Annotated in this window: 24 protein-coding genes and 2 pseudogenes; 11 read left to right on the top strand and 15 right to left on the bottom strand. The window is 74.1% G+C overall.

Annotated features, from left to right (window positions below; genetic code table 11):
- Window positions 1–71: 71 nt before the first annotated feature.
- The 3 genes from ACFQH9_RS21965 to ACFQH9_RS21955 all read right to left on the bottom strand — a co-directional run bounded on the left by ACFQH9_RS21965 (window position 72) and on the right by ACFQH9_RS21955 (window position 2,497).
- Window positions 72–296 carry a hypothetical protein gene (locus ACFQH9_RS21965; RefSeq protein ID WP_379568424.1) on the bottom strand — a complete coding sequence of 75 codons (225 nt, stop codon included), beginning with the start codon at window positions 294–296 and terminating at the stop codon, window positions 72–74.
- 666 nt (window positions 297–962) lie between these two features.
- Complete coding sequence (locus ACFQH9_RS21960; protein ID WP_379568422.1) at window positions 963–1,349, bottom strand: VOC family protein; 387 nt, start codon at window positions 1,347–1,349, stop codon at window positions 963–965.
- Between the two features lie 305 nt (window positions 1,350–1,654).
- Complete coding sequence (locus ACFQH9_RS21955; RefSeq protein WP_379568420.1) at window positions 1,655–2,497, bottom strand: oxygen-binding di-iron domain-containing protein; 843 nt, start codon at window positions 2,495–2,497, stop codon at window positions 1,655–1,657.
- A 134-nt stretch (window positions 2,498–2,631) separates the two neighbouring features.
- Here ACFQH9_RS21955 and ACFQH9_RS21950 point away from each other — a divergent pair, with 134 nt between their 5' ends.
- Entirely contained in the window at window positions 2,632–3,102 is a 471-nt protein-coding gene (locus ACFQH9_RS21950) for an OsmC family protein (protein ID WP_379568418.1), read from the top strand.
- 16 nt (window positions 3,103–3,118) lie between these two features.
- Here ACFQH9_RS21950 and ACFQH9_RS21945 read toward each other — a convergent pair whose 3' ends face one another.
- Window positions 3,119–4,276 (bottom strand): cysteine--tRNA ligase, encoded by a 1,158-nt coding sequence (locus ACFQH9_RS21945; protein ID WP_379568416.1) that lies wholly within the window; start codon window positions 4,274–4,276, stop codon window positions 3,119–3,121.
- 37 nt (window positions 4,277–4,313) lie between these two features.
- Entirely contained in the window at window positions 4,314–5,834 is a 1,521-nt protein-coding gene (locus ACFQH9_RS21940) for a GDSL-type esterase/lipase family protein (protein ID WP_379568414.1), read from the bottom strand.
- A gap of 173 nt (window positions 5,835–6,007) precedes the next feature.
- Here ACFQH9_RS21940 and ACFQH9_RS21935 point away from each other — a divergent pair, with 173 nt between their 5' ends.
- Window positions 6,008–6,760 (top strand): FkbM family methyltransferase, encoded by a 753-nt coding sequence (locus ACFQH9_RS21935; RefSeq protein ID WP_379568412.1) that lies wholly within the window; start codon window positions 6,008–6,010, stop codon window positions 6,758–6,760.
- Here ACFQH9_RS21935 and ACFQH9_RS21930 read toward each other — a convergent pair.
- Window positions 6,760–7,218: pseudogene (locus tag ACFQH9_RS21930) on the bottom strand (glycosyl transferase); the annotation flags it as partial. The gene ACFQH9_RS21935 and the pseudogene ACFQH9_RS21930 sit on opposite strands and share 1 nt — an antisense overlap.
- A gap of 89 nt (window positions 7,219–7,307) precedes the next feature.
- Here ACFQH9_RS21930 and ACFQH9_RS21925 point away from each other — a divergent pair.
- On the top strand, window positions 7,308–7,556 hold the full coding sequence (locus tag ACFQH9_RS21925) for a type B 50S ribosomal protein L31 (RefSeq protein ID WP_379568410.1): 249 nt from the start codon (window positions 7,308–7,310) through the stop codon (window positions 7,554–7,556).
- Between the two features lie 57 nt (window positions 7,557–7,613).
- Here the strand turns inward: ACFQH9_RS21925 and ACFQH9_RS21920 are convergent, their stop codons facing one another.
- Complete coding sequence (locus ACFQH9_RS21920; RefSeq protein WP_379568408.1) at window positions 7,614–8,477, bottom strand: metallophosphoesterase family protein; 864 nt, start codon at window positions 8,475–8,477, stop codon at window positions 7,614–7,616.
- Between the two features lie 162 nt (window positions 8,478–8,639).
- Here ACFQH9_RS21920 and ACFQH9_RS21915 point away from each other — a divergent pair, with 162 nt between their 5' ends.
- From ACFQH9_RS21915 to ACFQH9_RS21895, 5 genes are all read left to right on the top strand, one after another.
- A complete protein-coding gene (locus ACFQH9_RS21915; protein WP_379568406.1) occupies window positions 8,640–9,962 on the top strand; it encodes a cytochrome P450 in 1,323 nt (440 codons plus the stop codon).
- Complete coding sequence (locus ACFQH9_RS21910) at window positions 9,959–10,360, top strand: PPOX class F420-dependent oxidoreductase (protein ID WP_379568404.1); 402 nt, start codon at window positions 9,959–9,961, stop codon at window positions 10,358–10,360. Before ACFQH9_RS21915 ends, ACFQH9_RS21910 begins: the two co-directional genes overlap by 4 nt.
- 240 nt (window positions 10,361–10,600) lie before the next feature.
- The gene (locus ACFQH9_RS21905; protein WP_379568402.1) at window positions 10,601–11,566 is read left to right on the top strand and encodes a hypothetical protein; all 966 of its coding nucleotides are present in this window, start codon (window positions 10,601–10,603) and stop codon (window positions 11,564–11,566) included.
- Between the two features lie 187 nt (window positions 11,567–11,753).
- Window positions 11,754–12,488: a polysaccharide deacetylase family protein gene (locus ACFQH9_RS21900; protein WP_379568400.1), complete on the top strand. Its 735-nt coding sequence runs from the start codon at window positions 11,754–11,756 to the stop codon at window positions 12,486–12,488.
- A 10-nt stretch (window positions 12,489–12,498) separates the two neighbouring features.
- On the top strand, window positions 12,499–13,902 hold the full coding sequence (locus ACFQH9_RS21895; RefSeq protein WP_379568398.1) for a glutamate decarboxylase: 1,404 nt from the start codon (window positions 12,499–12,501) through the stop codon (window positions 13,900–13,902).
- A 4-nt stretch (window positions 13,903–13,906) separates the two neighbouring features.
- On the opposite strand, the gene ACFQH9_RS21890 is transcribed toward ACFQH9_RS21895, so the two are convergent.
- The 6 genes from ACFQH9_RS21890 to ACFQH9_RS21865 form a co-directional block, all read right to left on the bottom strand.
- Entirely contained in the window at window positions 13,907–14,533 is a 627-nt protein-coding gene (locus tag ACFQH9_RS21890) for a LysE family translocator (RefSeq protein ID WP_379568396.1), read from the bottom strand.
- A gap of 9 nt (window positions 14,534–14,542) precedes the next feature.
- The gene (locus ACFQH9_RS21885; protein ID WP_379568394.1) at window positions 14,543–15,616 is read right to left on the bottom strand and encodes a phosphotransferase family protein; all 1,074 of its coding nucleotides are present in this window, start codon (window positions 15,614–15,616) and stop codon (window positions 14,543–14,545) included.
- A gap of 72 nt (window positions 15,617–15,688) precedes the next feature.
- Window positions 15,689–16,126: a DUF3037 domain-containing protein gene (locus ACFQH9_RS21880; RefSeq protein ID WP_379568392.1), complete on the bottom strand. Its 438-nt coding sequence runs from the start codon at window positions 16,124–16,126 to the stop codon at window positions 15,689–15,691.
- The gene (locus ACFQH9_RS21875) at window positions 16,123–16,980 is read right to left on the bottom strand and encodes a HipA family kinase (RefSeq protein WP_379568390.1); all 858 of its coding nucleotides are present in this window, start codon (window positions 16,978–16,980) and stop codon (window positions 16,123–16,125) included. The genes ACFQH9_RS21880 and ACFQH9_RS21875 overlap by 4 nt, the downstream gene beginning before the upstream one ends.
- A 230-nt stretch (window positions 16,981–17,210) precedes the next feature.
- Window positions 17,211–18,071, bottom strand: a complete 861-nt coding sequence (locus tag ACFQH9_RS21870; protein ID WP_379568388.1) for a DoxX family protein — start codon at window positions 18,069–18,071, stop codon at window positions 17,211–17,213.
- 296 nt (window positions 18,072–18,367) lie between these two features.
- Entirely contained in the window at window positions 18,368–18,811 is a 444-nt protein-coding gene (locus ACFQH9_RS21865) for a hypothetical protein (RefSeq protein ID WP_379568386.1), read from the bottom strand.
- A 206-nt stretch (window positions 18,812–19,017) separates the two neighbouring features.
- Between ACFQH9_RS21865 and pgi the strand changes: the two genes are divergently transcribed.
- Window positions 19,018–20,685, top strand: a complete 1,668-nt coding sequence (gene pgi / locus ACFQH9_RS21860; protein ID WP_379568384.1) for a glucose-6-phosphate isomerase — start codon at window positions 19,018–19,020, stop codon at window positions 20,683–20,685.
- 115 nt (window positions 20,686–20,800) lie between these two features.
- On the top strand, window positions 20,801–21,457 hold the full coding sequence (locus ACFQH9_RS21855; RefSeq protein ID WP_379568382.1) for a phosphatase PAP2 family protein: 657 nt from the start codon (window positions 20,801–20,803) through the stop codon (window positions 21,455–21,457).
- Between the two features lie 14 nt (window positions 21,458–21,471).
- Here the strand turns inward: ACFQH9_RS21855 and ACFQH9_RS21850 are convergent, their stop codons facing one another.
- Window positions 21,472–22,278, bottom strand: coding sequence for an Fpg/Nei family DNA glycosylase (locus ACFQH9_RS21850; RefSeq protein ID WP_379568380.1), 807 nt, complete (start codon window positions 22,276–22,278; stop codon window positions 21,472–21,474).
- 51 nt (window positions 22,279–22,329) lie between these two features.
- Between ACFQH9_RS21850 and ACFQH9_RS21845 the strand changes: the two genes are divergently transcribed.
- Window positions 22,330–24,114 (top strand): NHL domain-containing thioredoxin family protein, encoded by a 1,785-nt coding sequence (locus ACFQH9_RS21845; protein ID WP_379568482.1) that lies wholly within the window; start codon window positions 22,330–22,332, stop codon window positions 24,112–24,114.
- Between the two features lie 12 nt (window positions 24,115–24,126).
- Here the strand turns inward: ACFQH9_RS21845 and ACFQH9_RS21840 are convergent.
- Window positions 24,127–24,614, bottom strand: a pseudogene (locus tag ACFQH9_RS21840) (hypothetical protein); the annotation flags it as partial.

Below are 24,614 nucleotides of genomic sequence, written 5' to 3'. Positions count from 1 at the left end.
TCCCATACAACAGCAGGGGAAGGGGCGGCATTCCGCCACCCCTTCCCGTGCATTCGATGAATACCCAGCCGTCAGTACTTCGGGTGGAAGTTGATGACGGACACGTTGGTCTGGACGGCGTTCACGTTGGAGCCCGCGGCCGCGATCTGGTTGCTCTGGTTAACCAGGCCGTGTTGGAAATTAACGTTCGCGGCAATGTTGTTGCCGCTCTTCTTCTTGCCGCCGCGGCCGTAGCCCATTGGAACGGACATCACGGTCCGCTCGGGCAGCAGCTCGACGTGCAGGTCCTCGAACATGGGTCCTCCCGGAGGTGTGATCCCGAATTACTGACAGGCCAAGGAGAATACGAACGCCCCCGAACGAAGCAGTGACTGCTGCTTCCTCGACTCCCCTCCCGGTCCGAACCGGCGTCCGCCGGAGTCGGCGAGAGAAATGATGGCCGGGAAGCGCACGGAACGCAATGAGGTGTCGCCCCCTACTTCACCCTGCAACACCACGCGGATCCTCTCGAAATCATCACGTACGTTACGGGGGTCGGATACGTAATTGCGGAGGTTCGCCACGTAGTCCTAGGAGATCATCCCTCGACGGCAGACAAAGAGATGGCGCACTTTTGAAGCAGACTTTGCTGCATCGCTAGCCGAACCCTGTACTGCGCCGGCGCGCACCTGCGCAGCACCGAATGCGTGCGCAGTTTCACTGAACCAAGCGAGTCGTCCTGACGCAGAACGAGCCATGGACGGGAGTTCGTCCTCGTTCCCGGCGCGCTGTTCCGGTCAACCGCCACGACCCGGAGCCCGCGCCACTCGAACGGCTCCGGGCCCCGCCGGCCTAGAGGTAGTCAGCGGGAGCAGTTGTCAGCGAGCGACCCACCGCGCGACGAGACCGTCGGCGGGGCGCGCCTCGGGCGGTGATCGCCCCTCACTCCAGAGGCCCCCTGGTGACAGGGGGCGCCGGCGTTGTCAGGCCCCGGTGGTGCCGTAGGGCGCTGTGAGCACCTCCATGCCGTGCCCGGCCGGGTCCAGGAAGTACACGCCCCGCCCGCCGTGGTTGTGGTTGATCCCCGGCTGGGTCATGCGGGGGTCGGCGAAGTGCTCGAGGCCGGCGGCGCGGATCCGGTCGAGGACGGCGTCGAAGTCCTCCTCGGGCACCAGGAACGCGAGGTGCTGGAGCGGGATGTCGTGGTCGACGCTGACGTAGTCGAGCGTCACTCCGTTGCTCAGCCGCAGGGGCACGAACGGCCCCCAGGGCTCGCCGACCTCCAGGCCGAGCAGACCGGCGAGGAACTCGGCGGAGGCCCGGTTGTCGCGGGCGAGGACGATCGTGTGGTCGAGGCCGACCGTGGGCATGGTTCTCCTTCATGACGGGCGTGGGCCGTGTGCGCGGCGGGGCTCCGCCGCGACGCGGCGGGAGGGCGAGGGCGCCGTCGCCCGGATACGGGCACGACGGCGCGCCGGCCGGAGCCGGCGGAAGGCGCGGGTCACGGCAGGCGCGGGATCGCCCCACGGCGCGTGCCGGAGAGGGTGAGGGTCAGGCGGTCCCTGCGGAGCGAGTGCTCACGTCGATCAGTCCCCTCGGCGCTCGGGTGCCGCCGCGGCGGCACGGGCCCAGCCAACCGGACGCCCGCGCCACGGGTCAAGAGCGTTCCGGCCCCTCACGGGCCCGCGGGGGCACCCGGCTCGGCCAGCGCGCCGGCCTCGGCCATCCACCCGTCCAGGTCGTGCTGGTCGAACTCCCGCCACGGCTCCACGGCCGGCAGCCGACGGGTCAGCTCGAAGGCCTCGGCGACCCGCGGGCCGCGGATCACCGGGGTGTGGCAGCCGGCCACCACCGCGACGCCCAGGTCCTGCACCGCTGCGACGCACCGGTCCCACTTGCTCTGGTCGAGGTAGCGGTGCCAGGGCGCCACCAGACGGCCGCCGAGCAGCTGCCCGTCGCGGAAGTCACCGTCGCCGAGCTGGTCGGACTCCAGTATCGGGTGCGGGGTGTTCGTCGCGAACGTGTCGACGGACCAGTACACCTGCGTGGTGGGGTCGTACGCGCCCCGCGTGGTCGGGTTGTCGAAGACCGGCGGCCGGACCGAGACCAGCACCCGGTCGCCGATGTCCACCGGCTCCTGGTCGTTGACGAACCGGCAGCGGTCCATCGGCGTCGTCCACTCCTCGGCCATGCGACCGATCGCGAACCACGTGGTGAGCAGTGTGGCGCGCGGGCAGGCGTCGAGCAGGGCCAGCAGGTTCCCGGCGTGATCGCGGTCGTCGTGCGACAGGAAGATCCACCGGACGTCCGCCGGCTCGACCACGGAGAAGATCGCGTCGAGCCACTCGCCGCGCACCAGGGGCGCGCCGGTGTCGACGATCGTCGGCTCCCGACCCCGGATGACCAGGGAGTTGACCGGGAAATGGCCGACCGGCGGTGCGTCGATCCCCCAGCTGATCAGGAACGTCTCGTCGGCGATCGGGTACGGGCGGACGTCGTGCACGACGGGTGCGGCCATGACGGGCTCCTGGGCGTGGGTCGAGCCGGCCGTGCAGGATCCCGTCGCCGCCGCACGCGGGCATCACCCGAATCGGGTGACAAGCCCGTTCGGGGCGGCCTACCGTGCCGTGCACCGACGGGAGGAGACCAGCGATGGGGCGAACGCACGGCTACGCGGTCACCGTGCGGTGGACGGGCGACGAAGGCACCGGGACCTCGGACTACCGGTCCTACTCGCGAGCCCACGACGTCGTCGCCGAGGGCAAGCCGGTGCTGGCCGGGAGCGCCGACCCCGCCTTCCGCGGCGACCCGGCGCGGTGGAACCCCGAGGAGCTGCTCGTCGCCGCCCTGGCGCAGTGCCACATGCTGAGCTACCTGGCGCTGTGCGCGCGCCACGGGGTGGTGGTCACCGGGTACACGGACGCCGCCGAGGGGACCATGGAGGAGTCGACGACGTACGGCGGCAACTTCACCGAGGTCGTGCTGCGCCCGCGGGTGCGGGTCGCCGAGGAGGCGATGCGGCACAAGGCCGAGGCCCTGCACCACGAGGCGTCCGAGACCTGCTTCATCGCCAACTCGGTCGACTTCCCGGTGCACCACCTCCCCGTGGTGGAGGTGGACTGACCCCGCTACCGACCCGCTACTGCAGGGCGAGCGTGCGCAGCACCTGGCGGGCGGCGTCGCCGCCCGCCTCGACGGCGGTGCGCAGCGCCTGCGGCGCGTCGAGGTCGTCGAGCAGCGCGGCCCGCACCTCCGCGACCGCGGCGGACGAGCCACCCCGCCGCCCGGCCGCCACGTACAGCTGCTCGAGCAGCGTGGCCGCCTCGTCGAGCGCCCCTGGGCGGTAGTCCCACGGCTGCGACCACACGCGGTCGAGGAGCATCAGCCGCACCGCCGGCCCGGGGGCCTCGCGCAGCAGGTCCGCGACCAGCACGAGGTTCCCGGCCGACTTGGCCATCTTGGCGCCGTCGATCCCGACGGTCCCCGCCCGCAGCTCGCGGCGGGCGAACGGGGCGCTGCCCGTCGCGGCCGAGGCCATCGCGACCTGGTAGGCGTGGTGCGGGAAGGCCAGGTCCGACCCGCCGGCGAGGACGTCGACCACACCGCCGAGGGTGGCCAGCGCCATCGCCGCGCACTCGGCGTGCCAGCCCGGGCGCCCTGGGCCCCAGGGGCTCGGCCAGGCCGGGTCGCCCTCCCCCGACGGCCGCCACACCGGGACGTCGAACGGGTCGTCCCGGCCCGGGTCCCCCGGGTCGTCGCCGTTCTCGGCCAGCAGCGCGAGCGCCTCCTCGCGGTCGAGCCCGGCGGCGACGGCGGCGCCACGGAAGTAGACGAACCCCTCCCGCTCGTAGGCCGCCCCGGCCGCGAGCAGCGCGATCGCCAGGCGGACCACGTGCGCGACGTGGTGCCGCGCGTGCGGCGAGTGCGTCGGCGGGCGCACGTGCAGGGCCGCCATGTCCCGCTCGACGTAGTACTCCTGGGTCAGCCCGAACTCGTCGAAGGCGCGTCCGCGCTCGGCCGCGACCCGGGTGAGGACGTCGTCGACGTCCGTGACGTTGCGGCTCACCACCGTCTCGACGCCGGTCATCCGGATCACCCGGGCGGCCGTGTCGGCCCAGACGAAGGTGGCGGCGTGCCCGAGGTGCGTCACGTCGTAGGGGGTGATCCCGCAGACGTAGAGGCGCGCCGGGACGGTCAGCGGCAACGGCGCCCCGCCGAGGTGCAGCACCTCGCGCGGGTCGGTGACGGCGCCGGGGCGCGCGTGCTCCTCCGGGGACAGGTCGATCGGCGAGGCCATGCCGTCATCGTCCCAGGCGGCCCCGCGCCGGTCGGGGTCAGTCGTCCATCGGGCCCACGGCCCGGGCGACGGTCGCCGCCAGCCGTAGCGAGCCGACGGCCGTCGGGTGGAAGGCGAACGGGTCGGTGAGGCCCTGCAGGTCCGGGCCCAGCCCGTCGGCCGAGGTGCTGCACAGCAGGGTCAGGTCCGGGTCGGCCACGGCGAACCCGTACTTCTCGGCACCGGCGCGGAGCACGGCGTTGAGCTGGTCGTTGCGGTCGGTGAGCAGGTCGATCTTGTCCTGGGTGAGGCCGACCGCGTAGGAGGGGCCGCGGGCGTCCGGGCACGCCGGGTCGGTGTCCCCGGGGAAGGCGTCGTAGGAGGTCAGGACGATCACCTGCGGCCTGCTCGGCAGCTGCGCGAGGTCCTCGAGCAGGGCCGCGTAGTCCCGGTCGAACGCAGCCATGCGGTAGTCGAACTCGCCCCGGGTGAGGTTGTCGTCGCAGGTCTCGACGCCGTAGCAGTACTTGACCAGGTCGGACCAGCCGACGTCGTTGGGCCCGATCGCGACCACCACGAACTTCAGGTCCTGCATCTGCTTGAGCAGCGCGACCTGGGCCGGCACCTGGACGTTCCCGCGCTGCTGCGGCCCGCGCAGGCCCTGCGCGACGGTCGCGCTCGGGCAGGCGAGGTTGCGGACGCGGCCGGGGACCATGGTGCCCAGCTCGGCGGCGAGGGAGTCGGCGCTACGCTCGCACGCCACGTCGTCGCCCTCGGGCTCGGCGACCGGCGGGCCGCCGACCCGCGCGGCCCGGGAGTCGCCGATCACCGCGCCCGCGTAGCCGAAGACGGGGGGCCCGACCGGCGCCGGCGTGACGCGGGCGCTGCCGACGAGGTCGGACAGCGAGCTCACCTGGGCGAGCCCGCGCATGGTGCCGGTGTAGGCGAACGCGCCGCAGGCGCCCCAGGCCACCAGCGACACCGTGACGGCGAGCAGCGACATCCGGCCGATCGTGCCGGAGCAGCGGTGCCAGACGTCGGCCACCGTCACGTGCTCGCTGGCCTTCTCCCGCCGCAGGATCCCGAGCATCCGGGCGCAGCCGACCAGCGCGGCCGCCGCGAGCGCGGTGCCGACCACCCCGAGCGTCCCGAGCAGGTACCAGTTCACGAACCCGGTGCGCAGCTGGTCGACGGCCTGCGCGGTGGCCTCCGCGGTGGTGTCCGGGTCGAGCACCCTGGCGGCCGCGTCGTTGCGCTGGACCGGACCCATCTCGAGCTGCGGCCGCAGCGGCCCGACGACCTGCAACCGCGGGATGTCGAGCTCGGTGTTGCCGACCTGCACGAGCCGGGCCGGACCCTCGATCGAGAGGTCGGGCGTGCGGGCGCCGACCGAGATGTGCTGGCCGAGGATCGTCAGGTCCTGGTCGGGTGTCAGGGCGATGGTCAGCGGGACGCCGGCGAGCAGGCACAGCCCGATCATCAGCATCGTCGGCCAGGAGCGGGCCTCGCGGAGCAGGGCGCGGAACCGGCCGCCCGGGCCCGCCGGGCGCGTGCGCGCCCGTGCGGTGGTGTCCACCATCGGCGGGCTCCCCCTCGTCCGGCGTCCGTGTACCGATCCCGATCATGCGGTGGCGGACCCGCGGGTGCCCATCCGGCGAACAGGGGACGCCCGGTGGGGAGACGCACGCGGACGGGGGCTTGACGTCCTCGCCGGCGGAGGACGATTCGGACGGGCGGCGGTACGGTCGGCCGATGCTGGCGCGCGCGTGGGGAATCGGCCGCTCCCTGGCGATGTATCACGGCATCCCCGGCCGGCACCGGCGGATGGTGCGGTTCTACTCGCAGTTCCTCGCGCCGGGTGACCTCGCGCTCGACGTCGGCGCGCACGTCGGCAGCCGGGTGCGGGCGTGGCGGCGGCTCGGCGCCCGCGTCGTCGCGGTCGAGCCGCAGCCGGACTGCGTGCGGGTGCTGCGGCTGTTCTTCGGCCGCGACGCCGGGGTGACGATCCTCCCCGGCGCCGTCGGGGCCCGGGCCGGCCGGGCGCGGATCGGGGTCTCCAGCCGCACGCCGACCGTCTCGTCGATGTCGCCGGAGTGGATCCGCACCGTCTCCGCCGACGAGGGGTTCTCCTGGGTGCGGTGGGACCAGGAGGTCGAGGTCGACGTCGTGACCCTCGAGGACCTCCTGGCCACGCACGGCCGGCCGGCCTTCTGCAAGATCGACGTGGAGGGGTTCGAGGTCGAGGTGCTCAGCGGGCTGCGCACGGCGCTGCGTGCCCTGTCCTTCGAATACCTCCCGCCGGCCCACGACGCCGCGCTCACCGCGCTGGAACTCGTGGACCGGCTCGGCCCCTACTCCTACAACTACTCCCCCGTCGAGACCCTGCGGTTCGCGAGCGAGCGCTGGCTCGCGGCCGACGAGCTGGTCCGGCTGCTGGAGCGGGTCCGCCCGCTCGGCCGCTCCGGTGACGTCTACGCGCGGCTTGATCAACCGGTGAGGTCGTAGACAAGACCGGCGCGGACGCGGTCGGTCCGCGGCGCCCGCCGGGTCACCCACAGGCCCGCGACCAGCAGGACCAGCGCGGCGGGCACCAGCCAGGACACCTCGTAGGCGATCTCGCCGGTGAACAGCCCGGTGCTCCCGGCCGATCCGCCGAACCCCGTGTTGCCGCCACCTCCACCGCCGCCCCCGCCGCCGTTGCCGCTCCCGCCGAGCAGCCGGCCGAGGCCGTTGTAGCCCAGCGCGAGCTCGAGGAGCGAGTCCGTGGTCGAGCCGCCGATGTACGGGCGGCTGTCCGCCGGCCACAGCTCGACGAGCGCGACGAACCAGCCCGCGGACACCACCAGCGCGACGAGCGCGCCGAGCAGTCGCACGATCCGGGTCCGCAGCCGCGGGGCACCGTCGACCAGGTACGCCAGGCCGAGTGCCGGCACGACCAGGAGCGCCTGGCCCATCGTCGTGAGGACAGGACCCGGTGCACTCCACGGGAATCATCCGCTAACGACAACCGTTGTCATGAGCGAACGTAGCAGGAGCTCCCGAGGAGGACAGCGTGCGACCGAACATCCACCCCACGTACGAGCCCGTCGTGTACCAGGACCGGTCCACCGGCGACGCGTTCCTGACCCGGTCGACCGCGACCTCGCGGGAGACGATCGAGTGGACCGACGGGCGGACCTACCCGCTCCTCCGTGTCGACATGAGCGCCTACTCGCACCCGTTCTGGACGGGCGCGACCCGGGTCCTCGACTCGGCGGGACAGGTCGAGAAGTTCAACCGGCGCTACGGCCGCCGGCGCTGAGCTGGCCCACACGGCACCCCCGCGCCTGCGGGGGTGCCGTTCGCGTTCTCGGCGTCCTCAGCGGCGGACGCCGAAGTCCTCGGTGGGGACGGGCAGGACCTGGCGGGGCAGGACGTCGGCGGGATGGCCGAACCGCTCCTCGCGCGGCCGCCACTCGCGCGGGTAACCGAGCGAGGCCTCCACGAACCGCACGCCGTCCTCGTAGAGCACCCGCGGGATGTGCAGGTGCCCGTAGACGACGGCCCGGGCGCGGTAGCGGACGTGCCAGTCGGCCGTCGCCGTGGTGCCGCACCACAGCGCGAACTCCGGGTAGCGCAGGACCTCGGTGGGCAGCCGGGTGAGCGGCCAGTGGTTGACCAGGATCGTCGGCAGGTCCGGGTCGAGCGCGTCGAGCCGGCGGCGGGTCTCGGCGACCCGGGCGGCACACCACGCCTCGCGCGACGGGTGCGGCTCGGGGTGGAGCAGGTGCTCGTCCGTGCAGACCACGCCCGCGTTGTACGCCGCGGCCAGGCCCTCCTCGCTGGTGGTCGTGCCCACGGGGAGGAACGAGTAGTCGTAGAGCAGGAACAGCGGGGCGACGACGACCGGGCCGCCCTCGCCCTCCCACACCGGGAACGGGTCCTCGGGGGTGAGCACCCCGAGCGCGCGGCACTGCTCGACCAGGTGGCGGTAGCGGTGCTCGCCGCGCAGGCCGACCGGGTCCTTCGTGCGCGTCCACAGCTCGTGGTTGCCGGGCACCCAGATCACCCGGGCGAACCGCGCCGCCAGGTCGGCCAGCGTGGCGACGGTGTCCTCCACCCGTTCGGCGACGTCGCCGGCGACGATCAGCCAGTCCCCCGGGTCGCCCGCGAGCCCCTCCGCCACCGCGCGGTTCTCGGGGTAGCGCACGTGCAGGTCGCTGACGGCGAGCAGGCGGGGCACCCCATCAGATCTAGCAGACGCGCCGGGCGGGCGTGCGGCGCGACCATCGGAGCGGGCGAGCAGGCACGGCATCGTCGGCGCTGAGGATCCCCTGAGGTCCGGCCCTGGGCAGTGCTGGTTACCGGCGGTAAGTTCAGGGCGGGAGACGGCGAGGAGGTCGGCATGGCGGGTTCACGGGGCGTGCGCCGGGTGGTCCGATGGGGACTCCGGCACGGGATGATGCGGCGCATGGTCCGCCGGCGGGTGCGGGCCGGGGAGCTGGGCGCGCGGCTGATGACCGACCCCGAGGTCGTCGCGAACCCGTACCCCTTCTACGAGGAGCTGCGGTCGCGCGGGAGGCTGGTCGACACGGGGATGTTCCACGCCACCGTCGACCACGAGGTCTGCACCCAGGTGCTGCGCAGCACGGACTTCGGCGTCGGCGGGCGGATGCCCGAGAACCTGCCCGCCGTGGTGCGGGCGGCCCTGGCGTTCGGCGGTTCCTGGGCGCTCGGCCCGGCCCAGCCGCCGTCCATGCTCGCCTCGGACCCACCGGACCACACCCGCTACCGCAAGCTCGTGACCAGGGCGTTCAGCGCGAAGAAGGTCGCGGCGCTGCGCTCGCGCACCGAGGAGATCGCCACCGAGCTGCTCGACGCGATGGCCGCGAAGGGTGAGCGTGCCGACCTGGTGAAGGACTTCGCGGCGCTGCTGCCCGCGACCGTCATCGCCGAGATGCTCGGCGCGCCGGTGTCGATGCGGGAGCAGTTCCTCGAGTGGGGCGAGGGCGCCGCGCTGTCGCTCGACGCCGGGCTCTCCTACGCCGACTTCCGCCGCTCCGAGCGCGACATCGACGCGCTGCACTCCTGGATGCTCGACCACTTCGAGCGGATCCGCCGCCGGCCGGGCGAGGACATCCTGTCCGCGCTGGTGACCGCGCACGACGAGGACGGCGCGCTCAGCGAGGACGAGCTGTCGAGCATCGCCATGCTGCTGCTGGCCGCGGGCTTCGAGACCACCGTGAACCTCATCGGCAGCGGGGCCGCGCTCCTGCTCGACCACCCCGACCAGCTGGCGCTGCTGCACGCCGAACCGGAGCGCTGGCCGGTGGCGATCGACGAGATGCTGCGCTTCGAGTCCCCGGTGCAGCGGACCGGCCGGGTCGCCGAGCGGGACACCGAGATCGCGGGCGTCCCGGTCCGGCGCGGCACGTTCGTGATCACGCACCTCGGCGGCGCGAACCGGGATCCGGCGGTGTTCCCCGACCCGCACCGCTTCGACGTCACGCGCGAGGAGGCGCACAAGCACCTCGCGTTCTCCCAGGGCATCCACTTCTGCCTCGGCGCCGCGCTCGCGCGGATGGAGGGCGAGGTGGCGCTGCGCGCGCTGGTCGACTGCTTCCCGGACATGCGCGCCGCCGGCACCCCCCTCCGCCGCCGCACCAAGCTGCTGCGCGGCTACGAGAGCGTGCCGGTGGAGCTGCACCGGGCGAGCGTGCCGGCGTGACCGAGGCGGGTGGGCCGCCGGCCCGGCGCCTGGCCGACGCGCAGTACCTGCTGCTCACGACCTTCCGGAAGGACGGCACCCCGGTCCCGACGCCCGTGTGGGCGGCCGAGCTCGACGACGGCCGGCTCGGCGTCTGGACCGTGACGGACTCCGGGAAGGTCAAGCGGATCCGCCGGTCCGGGGCCGCCGAGGTCGCCGAGTGCGACCGCCGCGGCCGCCCCCTCGGCCCGGCCGTTCCCGCCACGGCCGAACTGCTCGACGCCGAGGGCACCCGTCGCGTCCGCCGCGCCGTCGCCCGCAAGTACGGGCTGGTCGGCCGGATCGCCGTCGGGTCGAGCCGGCTCTTCCGCGGCGCCCGCGGATCCACCGGACTGGCGGTCGCGGTCGGCCGCTCCTGACCCACCCCGTCCGCCCGGCACGCTGTGGACCACTCGTCCGGACGTTGTGGGCCGGTCGGTGCCACTCGCCCGGGCGCCGACCGCGTGAACCCGCTGGGCCGTTCGTCCGCTCGGACGCGCCCCGGCCTGGTGATCTGCTCCACCGGAGTGATCATGCCCGGTCCCCCGCAACGTCCGGGGGTCGCGGAGCGACTCCCTTCCCCGACCGGTGCCGTCGCGGGCCGGTCACAGGGGGGAACGATGGGGAACTTCTGGCTGATCGTCACCGGTGGGATGCGGGCCTGGTGGAACCAGACGCGGGCCACGCTGGCGCCGCCGCCGATGCCCGCACCGGATCCGCAGGCTCCTACGCTCGGCCCGCCCGGGGACGGCCGGCGCAAGGAGTGGGTGCACCGCTACTTCCGACCGTCGCCGGCGCGCTGGGAGAAGCTGCGGGCGGTGCGTCAGATGCAGGTCGGGGGCGTCCTCGTCCTGGTGGGGCTGTCCCTGCTCGCCGTGGGCCTGTGGCCGTGGGCCCTCGGGTTCGTGGGCATCGCGACGGTGTTCCTGGTCGTGGGCTTCGCCGGATGGCGCGCCTACCACTTCGGGATGCAGTTCGCCGAGGCCAAGCCCACCGGGCGGCACCTCGACCGCACGCTGAACGCCGACCTCCGCAAGGCCATGGCGGAGGTGCTCGACCGGTTCGGGCTCACCCGCGAGGACCTGATCCTGCACGCCGGGCCGGTGCATCTCCCGGACGCCAGGACGGTCGAGCGCGGCCCGGGCGACCCCTTGGTCTTCGCCGGGCCCGCGCCGGGTGCCAAGCACCGGCCGAACACGCAGGACCGGATCCGCCGCTTCACGGCCTACTCCGTCGCGGTCGTGTGCCTCGCGCAGCACCATCTCGCGGTCATGACGTTCGAGCTGGACCTGGCGACCGGCGCGCGGAAGAACGTCGACACGCACGAGTACCACTACGACCACGTCGCCGCGGTCAACACGAGCACGCGCCCGGCCAAGGAGCTGCTGGCCGGGGACATCTACGGCTTCCCGGCCATGAAGGCGAAACTGACCGCCCAGGAGCTGGAGATCACGTCGACCGGCGGCACCCACGTCCTGATCAGCACCGAGATCGCACAGGAGCATCCGGCGGACCTCACGATCACGACGAGCATCAAGGACGCCCTGCCGCAACTGCGCCGCCTCCTGCGCCGCCTCGTCGGCTGACCGGGCGCGGTTCCACCGGTCGTCCGGCGTGTCCGCCGACCTTGAGTCGTCCCTTCGGGTACGAACTCCCGTGACGGGCGAGCCGGGAGAGGCGGATGAGGCGTCCATGGGCGTGGCACCGGTGAGACGCGGCGGACGAGCCCTCCTGACCCGCCCGGCCCATCCCGACCCGCGCACGACGGAGGGGATGTTCCGCGGAAGAGCCGCGGACCGGGTGCCGGCGCTGCTCGGAGCGCTGGCGCTCGGCCTGATCGCGCCCCTGGGCACGCAGGTGGCGGCGCCCGCGCCCGAGCCCGCGCCGGTCGTCGTCGCGCCCCCGGCGCCGACGGCCCGTCCGGTGGTGCTCACCGACCTGCCCGTCGCGGGACCGGAGGACCGGCGGGTCGCGCTCACCTTCGACGACGGCCCGGATCCCCAATGGACCCCGCAGATCCTCGACGTGCTGGTCAAGCACGGGGCGAGGGCGACCTTCTGCATGGTCGGGTCGCAGATGGAGCGGCACCCCGAGGTGGTCGCGAAGGTCGTCAACGCCGGTATGCGGATCTGCTCCCACTCGCACACCCACGACGAGCGCCTCGCCGCGCGCGACGGCGCCACCATCACCGCCGAGCTCACCGACGTGGCGAACCGGGTGCCGGGCACCCCCGTGTCCTACTTCCGCGCCCCGGGCGGCAACTGGGACCAGCAGATCCTGGACACGGCCGTGGCGAACGGGATGCAGCCGCTGGGGTGGGCGATCGACCCGCGGGACTGGAAGCGCCCGGCCGCGGACGAGATCGTGGCGAACGTCGAGAAGCACCTGCACCCCGGCGCGGTGATCCTGCTGCACGACGGCGGCGGCAGCCGAGCCCGCACGGCGGAGGCCTTGGACCGCCTGCTTCCGTGGCTTCGGTCCCAGGGATACGTGACCGACTTCCCCTAAGGTCCGCAGCATGCCCACTCCGCATCGGCGCGAGCCCGCCGACAAGCCGGTCGCCGCCAACCCGGTCTTCGGCGCCGAGCCGATCACGGTCCCCCGCTACGAGCTGTCCGACGACGGGCTCGACCCCGGCGTGGCCTACCAGATCGTGCACGACGAGCTGATGCTCGACGGCAACGCGCGGCTCAACCTCGCCACGTTCGTCACGACGTGGGAGGAGCCGTTCGCCCGACGGCTGATGTCCGAGTCGTTCGACAAGAACATGATCGACAAGGACGAGTACCCCCGGACGGCCGACCTCGAGCAGCGGTGCGTGCGGATGCTCGCCGACCTCTGGAACGCGCCCGACCCGGCCACCGCGATCGGCTGCTCGACGACGGGCTCCAGCGAGGCCTGCATGCTCGGCGGGATGGCGCTCAAGCGGCGCTGGCAGGCCCGCCGCCGGTCCGAGGGCAAGGACACCGCGCACCCCAACATCGTCATGGGGATCAACGTCCAGATCTGCTGGGAGAAGTTCGCGAACTACTTCGAGGTCGAGCCGCGCCTGGTCCCGATGGAGGGCGACCGGCTGCACCTGGGCGCGGCCGAGGCCGTGGCGCTCTGCGACGAGAACACGATCGGCGTGGTCGTGGTGCTGGGTTCGACCTTCGACGGCAGCTACGAGCCGGTCGAGGAGGTCTGCGCCGCGCTCGACGACCTGCAGTCCCGCACCGGACTGGACATCCCGGTGCACGTCGACGGCGCCTCCGGCGCGATGATCGCCCCCTTCTGCGACCCGAACCTGACCTGGGACTTCCGGCTGCCGCGGGTGGCCTCGATCAACACCTCCGGGCACAAGTACGGCCTGGTCTACCCGGGCGTGGGCTGGGCGCTGTGGCGCGACGAGGACGCGCTGCCCGAGGACCTCGTCTTCCGGGTCAACTACCTCGGCGGCGACATGCCGACCTTCGCGCTGAACTTCTCCCGGCCCGGCGGCCAGGTCATCGCGCAGTACTACCAGTTCCTGCGGCTGGGCCGGGCCGGTTTCGCGCGGGTGCAGCAGACCTGCCGGGACGTGGCGACCACGCTGTCGTCGGCGATCGCCGGGCTGGGCCCCTTCCGGCTGCTCACGGACGGGTCGCAGCTGCCGGTGTTCGCGTTCACCGTGGCCGAGGGCCAGCCCTTCTCGGCCTTCGACGTGTCCGCGGCGCTGCGCGAACGCGGCTGGCTCGTGCCCGCCTACACCTTCCCGGCCAAGCGCGAGGACATCGCGGCCCTGCGGATCGTGGTGCGCAACGGGTTCAGCCACGACCTCGCCGGGCTGCTGCTCGACGACCTGCGCCGGTCCCTCGAGCAGCTCGGCCGGCAGAGCGGCCCGCAGCGGGGGCCGGAGTCGGCCGGCTTCGCGCACGGCACGGAGAAGCCGCCGACCCGGTAGCGGGCTACTCGACGGCCAGGGCGACGCCGAACCCGACGAGTGCCGTGCCGGTCGCCGCGTCGATCGTGCGCCGCACCCGCCGGCGACCCAGCCACGCCCGCACCCGGTGCACCACGAACACCAGGCCGAGGAGCCACACCGCACCGAGGACGCCGACGGTGTAGGCCAGCAGCAGCGCGTCGGCCGTCGTGGTGACACCCGGGACCAGGAACTGCGGCAGCACCGACAGGTACATGACCAGCACCTTCGGGTTGGTCACGTTGGAGAGGAAGCCCTCCCGCACACGGCGGAAGCCCTGCCCGCGCCGCTTCTCGACGAGCTCGGTGATCGCCGCGTAGTCGCCGCGCCAGGCGCCGCGCAGCGCCTGCACGGCGAGGAACAGCAGGTACGCGACGCCCGCCCAGCGCAGGACCTCGAAGAGCGGGCGCGAGCTCGCGACGAGCACGCCGAGCCCGAAGGCCGCCGCGCTGCCCTGCAGCAGGTTGCCGGCGAGGATGCCCGCGCAGGCGAGCAGCCCGCCGCGGCGGCCGCCGGCCAGGGCGTTGCGGAGCAGGACGAGCGTGTCCGGCCCCGGCGCGAGCACGAGCAGCACGGCGATGCCCAGGTAGGCGCCGTAGGAACCCCAGGTCACCGGGTGACCCTAACCCGCGCTCCGGTGCAGGATCTCCACCGCGGCGGTGGCCTGCTCCTGCAGGTTCGCCAGCCGCAGCCGGGCGGTCTCCGGGTCCTCGGCGGAGCCGCCCATGTGCCCGGCCGCGTACCGGGTGTACACGCCGGCGCCGATGCACGCCGAGCGCCAGCGGGCGAAGGCCTCGAAGTAGTCCGCCTGCCCCGCGATCCGGTCGCCGCGCCCCGAGCGCTCCGCGTAGCGGGCCAGGATCTCCTCGCGCTCCGGCCAGCCCTCCAGGGTGGTGGGGCCGGAGGTGATCTCCCGGACGGTGTCGCCCGGGCGCCCCCACGACGCCAGCAGGTAGCCGAGGTCGGCGAGCGGCTCGCCGAGCGTCGCCAGCTCCCAGTCGAAGATCGCGCCGATGCGCCCGTCAGGGCCGAAGGACAGGTTCCCGGGCCGGTAGTCGCCGTGCGCGATCGTCAGCTCCTCGTCGGCCGGCCGCCGCTCCACCAGCAGCCGGTGCCCCTCGTCGACCATGGAGAGGTCCTCGACGGCCGAGTCGTGCGCCTGGCGGTGCCACCGGCGCAGCTGCCGCTCCAGGTAGCTGCCGGGGCGGCGCAGCTCCCCCAGGCCGACGGCGTCGGGGTCCACCGCGTGCAGCTCCGCGAGAACGTCCGCGACCGCCAGCCCCGCCGCGTGGCGCATCGCGACGGGCATGGCGGCGCCGGCCTCGACGTCGCCGGGGACGACGCCGTCGACGAACCCCATGAGGTAGAAGTCGGCGCCGATCACGGAGTGGTCGGCGCAGAAGGCGACGGCCCGCGGGACCGGGACGGGCGTGTCGGCCAGCGCGGCGATGAACCGCCACTCGCGGCCCATGTCGTGGGCGGTGGCCAGGACCCCGCCGGTGGGCGGGCGGCGCAGGGCCCACGGCGTGCCGGCGGCGTCGACGATCCGGTAGGTCAGGTTCGAGTGCCCGCCGGAGATCCGCGTCACGTCCACGGGCTCCGGTCCGGTCGCGATCTCGGGGACCTCGGCGCGCAGCCACTCGGTGAGCGCCGCGGCGGGGACGGGGTCGGTGGCGATCTGCGTCGATCCGCTCATGCCCGTCACCTTGCCCCGTGACGGGCGATCAACGCCATTGCGACGATCGCCACTTCCCGTGGGCGACACCGGCTACACGGGCAGGACCAGCGCGGCCAGCAGGCGGTCCGGCTCCGCGGCCGGGTCCGCGGTGAGCCCGCTGTGCACGGGGCCGGGCCGCACGACCGTGCTGCGCGGCGCGGTGAGCCGGCGGAAGCGCCGGCCGAGGTCCTCCCCCGCGCCGGGGCCCGACGCGGCCAGTGCTCCCTCCGTCCGCCGGTCGGCCCGTGGCGGGGTGGGCACGGCGCAGACGGCGGCGGCGACCTCGAGGGCGTCGGCGATCGCGTCGGCGTCGGCGTGCGGGTCGAGGGCCCGCAGCCGGTCCCGGTCCAGGTGCACCCGCCCGCCGAGGAAGTCCTTCGCCCGGCAGTAGACGAGCACGCCGGCGTTCATCGTCTCGCCGCGCTCGGGGCGCGGCACGACCTGCAGCACCGCGTACTCGTAGACCTCGAGGCCGTTCCCCGTGCTCACCGGTCCACCTTCGGCAGCCGGGCGGCGAGCCACGCCGGCGGGCGGCCGGTGCGGGTGATCGGGCGCGGACGGCCGGTCGCCGCCGCCTCCCGGACGGCGGGCAGCCAGGCCTCCCGGGCCGCGACCCGTGCGGTGAGGATCTCGGCGTAGGCGGCGCGCACCTCGTCGGGGTGGTCGAAGCCGGGCTCGCCGGCCAGCCACTCGTCCGGCACCGCCGCGGCCGCGCGCCGCACGGACTCCGCGCTGACCTGCGGCGCGAGGGCGGCGTCGGCGGCGTCGAGGTCCGGGAAGGAACCGAGCAGGACGTGGTCGCCGGCGTCGAACGGGCGGGCGGCGACCGCGGCCGGGTCGGCCAGCGCTCCCGCCCAGCCGTGGTGGAAGGTCAGCGTGGCCCCATGGTCGATCAGGTACGGGGCGCGGTGCCAGAGCAGCATGTTGGCGTTGCGCCAGGACCGGTCGACGTTGCCGACCAGCGCGTCGAACCACAGCACGCGCCCGGCGAACCCCGGTCCGGGATCGAAGGCCAGCGGGTCGAAGTCCAGCGCCCCGGGCAGGTAGTCCAGGCCCAGGTTGAGCCCGGCGGAGCGGTGCAGCAGGTCCTGCACCTCCTGGTCCGGCTCGGCGAGCCCGAGCTCGGGATCGAGGTCGACCGTGACCAGCTCGGGCACCGGCAGGCCCAGCGCGCGGGCGAGCTCGCCGGCGACGATCTCGGCGACCAGGACCTTGCGGCCCTGCCCCGCGCCGTGGAACTTCACGACGTAGGTGCCGAGGTCGTCGGCCTCCATCAGGCCGGGCAGCGACCCGCCCTCACGCAACGGCGTGACGTAGCGGGTCGCCGTGACGTGGCGCAGCACGGATCCCTCCTCGTTCCGCCGACGATGATCCCCTGCCGCGCGACCGGTTTCCGCGGCGGTCCCCCGTCGGCGCCGGCGCTCGGCGGCGCGCCCGGTCGGATCTCGGGAAGGAGCAGGGCCCCGCGGCCGCCCGTCCCGCCGCGGTCGCGGGGCGGCGGGACGGGACGGGCCGCGGGGCCCTTCGTCAGGGGAGGTCGGGAGTGGCCGGCGGCCGGGCGCGCCCGGCCCCGTCAGTGCTGCTCGCGGTGCGTGGGGTCGAGGTGCGCCTGCGGGTCGGCGTAGTCCGCGTAGTCGACGGGCCGGTCGGCGGGCGGCACCGCGGCGGTGTGCCGGGCGGGCTGCGCCGGGGAGTTCGCGTACGCGCTCGGCACCCGCCGGGGCGCCGGGGCGTCGACCGCGGAGCCCTGCGGGCCGGCGGCGGGGTCGTCCCACAGGGAGTAGGACCGCGGGGCCGAGACCCGGACGTGCTGCGGGGCCTGCTCGGCGGACGCCTCCGCCTCCCACCGGCGGGCGGGCGCGGGCGCGGCGTAGCGCTGCTGCTCGTCCCACCGCGGCTCGTCCCACCGCTGCGACGGGGCCGGACGGGCGGCGAACGCGGCGGGCGCGGGCGCGATCGGGACCCCGGCCGGGTCGGAGCTGACGTCGACCGGGGCGGGCACCTCCCCGCGGCGCTTCCGCTCGAACAGCAGATGGTCGAGGCTGTAGCGGCCCGGGCCGAACGCGGCGATGGCCAGCACGAGCGCCGCGATCAGGGCGACGAGCTCCCAGCCGTTGTTCTTGACGAACACGCCGTGCGGGGCGTGCACGAAGTAGATGGCGCCGAGCATCACGAACGCCATGGCGCCGGAGGCCCAGGGCACGAAGATCCCCACCGCCAGCAGGATCGACCCGATCAGCTCGACGACCAGCGTGAACGCCGTGGCCACGATGGCCAGCGGGATCCCGAAGTTCGTGAACTGGTCCGTCGCGGTCCCGAAGCCCTTCACCCCGAAGGTGTCCCAGACGTGCGCCAGCATGACGAAGGCGACCGTCAACCGGGCCAGCAGGATGAGCAGGTGCTTCGCGGGTTCGGGGAGCGAACGGGTCAACATCGGGACCTCTCCTGACTACGGGTCGTCGGCAAACCGCGGTGAGTGACGAAGCTAGACCGGAGCGCGGCCCGGTGTAGGCCGAACAGCGGTCTCTGCGGTGGTCCGTCATCCGCACGCGATGAACAGCAGGCGTGAACCACTCATCCGGGTAACGAAACCCGCGGCAGGTGGTTACGGACCGTTCGTCTCCGCGACTCCCCCGCTGGTCGGCGCCGCACGGCCACCCACAGGGGTGGATCGGCGTCGGCGAGCGGGGGCCGCCCGTGGACGGGAGGGGCCGGGCTCCGGCCCGCCGGTCAGGCCGGCAGCACCTCCCGCCACTGCGCCGTCGCCTTGCGGCCCGGGGCGATCCAGGCGAGCCCGGCCAGGTCGCCCACGTGCCCGACCCCCTGGAAGGCGGCCGCGACACCGAGTGCCGCGAGGCCGATCTCGAGCGCGGACGGGTCCGGGCTCGGCATGCCGTTCGGCTTGACGAAGGTGATCTTCACGGTCCTGCCGGCGATGCGGGCCTTGAAGCCGCCGCCGAACCAGTACCAGGGGTACCTGACGTCGGAGACCTCGGCGAGCGGGACGTCGAAGGCCGTCTCCTCGCCGTCGGTGAAGGCGATCCGGGGCGGGCCGGGCGGTGTGGCGGCGGTGACGAGGTAGCCGGGGCGGTTGCGCAGGCCGCCGATGATCCAGGCCGGGCTGGCGAGGACGGCGGAACCGGTGTCGGGGGTGCGGGCGGACTGCTCGCTCACGGGTGTGCTCCTTCTGGTGCGGGACTGTCGTCGACGCTGCGGGCGGGGCCGTGGTCTCGGCGCCGTCGTCGGGTCACAGGACACCGCGCGCGGCCCCGCCCCGGACAGCACGCCGCCACCACACCCGGCGTTGGTGGTAGCCACACCCGTCGATCGCCGGTCCGCGGGACGTGTCAGGCGGGCCGCGCGCGGGCATGATGTCCGGCGTGGACACCCCCCGCGACATCACCGCGACCCCGGAGTGGGCGGCCCTGACCGAGCACCACGCGGCCGTCGGCTCGGCGCACCTGCGCGAGCTGTTCGACGCCGACCCCGGGCGGGCGGAGGCGATGACCGTCCAGGGCGCCGATCTCGTCCTCGACTACTCCAAGCACCGGATCACCGCGGAGACGCTGCCCAAGCTGGTCGCGCTGGCCGAGGCCGCCGGGCTGCCGGACCGCATCACCGCGATGTTCTCCGGCGAGCACATCAACACCAGCGAGGACCGGGCCGTGCTGCACACCGCGCTGCGGCTGCCCCGGGAGGCCTCGCTGACCGTCGACGGGCAGGACGTCGTCGGCGACGTGCACACCGTCCTGCGGCGGATGGGCGAGTTCAGCACCCGGGTCCGGGACGGCGAGTGGACCGGGGCGACCGGGGAACGGATCCGGACCGTCGTCAACATCGGCATCGGCGGCTCGGACCTGGGCCCGGTGATGGCCTACGAGGCGCTCAAGGACTACTCGGACCGGGACGTCGAGTGCCGGTTCGTCTCGAACATCGACCCGACGGACCTCGCCGAGACCACCCGCGACCTGGACCCGGCGAGCACGCTGTTCATCGTCTCGTCCAAGACCTTCACCACCCTGGAGACCCTGACCAACGCCCGCAACGCCCGGACGTGGCTGGTCGACGGCCTCGGGGACGAGAAGGCCGTCGCGAAGCACTTCGTGGCCGTGTCGACGAACGCGGAGAAGGTCCGCGAGTTCGGCATCGACGAGGCCAACATGTTCGGCTTCTGGGACTGGGTGGGCGGGCGCTACTCCGTCGACTCCGCGATCGGGCTCTCGCTCATGGTCGCGATCGGCCAGGAGGGCTTCGCCGAGTTCCTCGCCGGCTTCCACGCGATGGACGAGCACTTCCGCACCACCCCGCTGCACGCGAACCTGCCGGTGATCGCCGGGCTGCTCAACGTGTGGTACTCGAACTTCTTCGGCGCGCAGACCCACGCCGTGCTGCCGTACTCGCAGTACCTGCACCGGCTGCCCGCCTACCTCCAGCAGCTGACGATGGAGAGCAACGGCAAGTCCGTGCGCGGCGACGGCAGCCCGGTCACCACCACCACCGGCGAGATCTTCTGGGGCGAGCCGGGCACCAACGGCCAGCACGCCTTCTACCAGCTGCTCCACCAGGGCACCCGGCTCGTGCCGGCGGACTTCCTCGGCTTCGCCGAGCCCAACCACGTGCTGCCCGGCGACGGCGATGCCGAGGGCTCCGGGGCGGACATGCACGACCTGTTCATGTCGAACCTGTTCGCGCAGACGGCCGCGCTCGCCTTCGGCAAGACGAAGGAGGAGATCGAGGCCGAGGGCACCGCCGCGGACGTCGTGCCCCACAAGGTCATGCCCGGCAACCGGCCGACCTCGACGATCCTCGCCCCCAAGCTCACCCCGTCGACGCTGGGCCAGATCATCGCCTTCTACGAGCACCAGACCTTCGTGGAGGGCACGATCTGGGGCATCGACAGCTTCGACCAGTGGGGGGTGGAGCTGGGCAAGGTGATGGCCCGGCAGTTCGGCCCCGCGCTCTACGGCGAGGACCCGGACTTCTCCGCGCTGGACCAGTCCACCGCCGCGCTCATCCGCCGGTACCGCGCCCTCCGCGGCCGCAGCTGACCGTGCGCGGCGACCGCCACCGGACGGCGGTCGCCGCGCACGACCGGCTCGCGCTGCGGCTGGAGAACCGGGCGGACGGCGGGCGGCTCGCGTGCTCCTTGGGCAGAGTGGTGGGGTGCCCGGCCGCCGCGTCCTCGCCCTCACCGCGACCTGCTCCCTCCTCCTGCTCGCCCTGGCCGCGGGGCTGATCTGGGCCGCGTTCACCGGCGTCGGCCCGGCCGGCGAGGACCGGTCGGCCCTCGCAGGCGCGATCGACAGCCGCTCCGTCGGGGTCACGGCGGTCCTGGTGGTGTTCACCAACCTCGGCAGCACCGCCGTGATGGCGGCGCTCGCCGTGGTGACGGGCATCGTGCTGGTCGTCCGCGGGCGCCGGGTGGACGGCGTGTGGCTGATCGCCACGACGGCCGGCGCCGGTGCGGCGTTCACGCTGGTCAAGCGGACCCTCGACCGGCCGCGGCCACCGCTGGCGGTGCGCCTGGTCGAGGCGGGGAACGAGTCGTTGCCCTCCGGCCACGCGACGATGTCCATGGCCGTCGTCGGGGCGCTCGTCGTGCTGGCCTGGCCGCACCTGACGGGGTCGTTGCGGCTCGGTGCGCTGCTGGTGGCCGCGGCCTGGATCGGCGGGATCGGCTACACCCGCATCTACCTGGGGGTGCACTGGTTCAGTGACGTCGTGGCCGGCTGGGCCACCGGCGCCGCGTGGCTGGCGGTGTGCACCGGGGTGCTGCTCTGGTGGCGCGCCCGGCACCCCGAACCCGCCGTCCCGGCGTAGAGGGCCGGCCCGGGCTACTGCTGCTCCTTCGTGCACCACCAGGTGCTGCGGCCGCCGACGGTGCCGTGCCGCATCTCCGCGCCACAGCGCGGGCAGTGCCCGCCCGCGTGCCGGTGCTCGATGACCTCGCCGGTGTGCACGCCGCCGTTCGCGACGGCGGCCTGCAGCGCCTGCTCCAGGTTCCGGTACAGCCGGTCCAGCTGCGTGCGGGAGAGCTCGTCGGCCGGTGCCGCCGGGTTGATCCTCGCCCGCCACAGCGTCTCGTCGGCCAGCAGGTTCCCGACGCCCGCGAGGACGGACTGGTCGAGCAGCCGCGCCTTGACCGCGGAGCGGCTGCGCGCGATCCGGGTGCGGAAGTCGGCGGCGGAGATCTCCTCGGCGTCGGGCCCCAGGCCGGACAGGTCCGGCTCGAGGCGGATCCGCCCCAACCGGCGCTTGTCGAACAGCCGGAACCGCCCGCCGTCGGCGAAGTCGACGGTGAACCGGTCCCACTCGGGCTTGCGGGGCCGGCGGTCGGGCCGCTCCGGGCCGCCCCCGACCCGTTCGCCCTCGTCGTTCGTCACGATCACCCGCCCGCCCATGCCGAGGTGCACGCCGAGCGTCGGGCCCTCCGCGCCGTCGCGGTCGACCGTCTCGCACCACATCGTCTTGCCCCGCCGGTGCGCCGCGGTCAGCCGCCCGCCGACCAGCGCTCTCGCGATCTCGCCCGGCGGGTGCGGCCGGCACACCCACTCGTCGTTGTCGTCGACGCTGCAGATCTCGCGGTCCAGGGCGTGTTCGAGCACCTTCCGCGCGGTCTCCACCTCGGGCAGTTCCGGCACGCCGACCAGTCTGGAACAGCGGCGGCCGCGCCGCGCGTTGATCGGACCGTGATGCGGGTGAGGGCGCCGGAGCTGCGCGGACGTCGATGGCTGAACACCGGCGGGCAGGCGCCGGACCTGCGGGGCAAGATCGTCCTGCTCGACTTCTGGACCTTCTGCTGCGTCAACTGCCTGCACGTGCTCGACGAGCTGCGCCCGCTGGAGGAGGAGTTCGCCGACGTCCTCGTGGTCGTCGGGGTGCACTCGCCGAAGTTCGCCCACGAGGGCGACCCGGTGGCGGTCGAGGCCGCGGTGGAGCGGTACGGCGTGCACCACCCGGTGCTCGACGACCCGGACCTCGCCGTGTGGGACGCCTACGCGGCCCGCGCCTGGCCGACGCTGGCGGTGGTGGACCCGGAGGGGTACGTCGTCGCCCAGATGGCCGGCGAGGGGCACGCGCACGGGCTGGCCGTGCTGATGCGGGAGCTGGTCGCCGAGCACACCGCGAAGGGGACGCTGCGGCGGGGCGACGGCCCGTACGTCGCTCCCCCGCCACCGTCGACGCCGCTGCGGTTCCCGGGGAAGGTCGTGGCCGTGCCCGGCGGGTTCCTGGTCTCCGACACCGCGCACCACCAGCTCGCGCTCGTCGACGCGGAGTTCACCGAGGTCCGGCGGTTCGGGACGGGGGCGCGGGGGTTCCGCGACGGGACCGCGCCGGAGTTCTCCGAGCCCCAGGGCCTGGCCGTGCTGCCGGCGGAGGTGGCGGCGCAGGTGGGGTACGACGTCGTCGTCGCCGACTCGGTGAACCACGCCCTGCGGGGGCTGCGGCTCGCCGACGGCGAGGTCACGACGGTGGCCGGGACCGGGTCGCCGCTGCGTGAGCGGGTGGAGCCGGGCGGGACGGCCCCTGCGCTGTCGACGCCGTGGGACGTGGCGTGGTGGCGGGACCGGATCGTGATCGCGATGGCCGGGTGGCACCAGCTGTGGACCTTCGCACCGGTGTCGGGCGAGCTCGTCGTGCTCGCGGGCACGACGACCGAGGGGCTGCGGGACGGGCCCGTCACCGACGCGTTCTTCGCCCAGCCGTCCGGGCTGGCGGTCGCGGGCGACGTCCTCTGGATCGCCGACGCCGAGACCTCGGCCGTGCGTGCCGTCGACCTGGCCGCGACGCCGCAGGTCAGCACCGCGGTCGGGCTCGGGTTGTTCGACTTCGGGTTCCGCGACGGCCCGGCCACCGAGGCGCTGCTGCAGCACCCGCTCGGCGTGGGCGTGCTGCCGGACGGATCGGTCGCGGTGGCGGACACCTACAACGGTGCGGTGCGCCGGCTCGCCGCCGGGCAGGTGACCACGCTGGCGCAGGGTCTCGCCGAGCCGAGCGACGTGCTCGTCGACGGTGACACGCTGGTCGTCGTGGAGTCCGCGGCGCACCGGCTGGTGCGGTTGCCGATCCCGGCCGGTGCGCTGGTCGACGCCGGCGCCCACACGGTGCGCCGCCCGCGCACCGACCTCGCGGCCGGGCCCGTCGCGCTCACGATCGACTTCACCCCGCCGACCGGGCAGCACCTCGACACGCGCTTCGGCGACCCGACGGTCCTGACGGTGGGGGCGTCGCCGCCGTCGCTGCTGGTCGAGGGGGGCGGGACCGCACCGGGTCTGGCCCGGTCGCTCCGGCTGGCGCCCGGGGAGGGCGTGCTGTCGGTGAGCGTCACCGCCGCGGCGTGCGACGAGGGCGACGCGGTCTTCGCCGCCTGCCACCGCTACCAGCAGGACTGGGGTGTGCCGGTGCGGGTGGTGGAGGGCGGGGAGGACGCTCCGGCCGAGCTCGTGCTCGACCTGCGGGCGGTCGACGGGGGCTGAGGGTCCCGGGCCTCACTCGAGCTCGGCGACCGTCCACGTCCCGTCGGCGGCGGGCGCGACGACCTGGAACTCGCCCGCCGGCAGGGTGCGGACGTGCTCGGCCAGCTGCGGCGCGGACATCGGCGCCGCCTCCACCACGGTCCGCGAGCGCGGGTCGGCGCCCTCGACGGCGACCGTGAGCGGCTGGTCGACCGGGAGGTCGTCGGCCGACCGCAGCACGACGAGCTGGGCGTCGCCCTCGTCGAGCAGCGCGGCGGTGCCCGGGTCGGGTGGCACGGGAACGCCGGCGTCGTCGAGCCGTGCGGCCAGCAGCGGGAGCTCTCCGGCGGGCAGCGTCAGGGTCCCGACCCGCGGGGACCCCGGGCCCGCCGGGATCGCGTGGGCCGCCGCGGGACCTGCAGCGGCAGCGGGCGGGTCCGCCGGAGCGGCCGTCCGCTGGTCCGCCGGAGCGGCTGTCCCCTGGTCCGCCGGAGCGGCCGTCCGCCGGTCCGCCGGGGCGG

Source organism: Pseudonocardia lutea (assembly GCF_042658055.1).
Taxonomy (GTDB): domain Bacteria; phylum Actinomycetota; class Actinomycetes; order Mycobacteriales; family Pseudonocardiaceae; genus Pseudonocardia; species Pseudonocardia lutea.
Note: the sequence above shows the minus strand (reverse complement) of the source record. Positions and strands in the feature narration are given on the sequence as shown.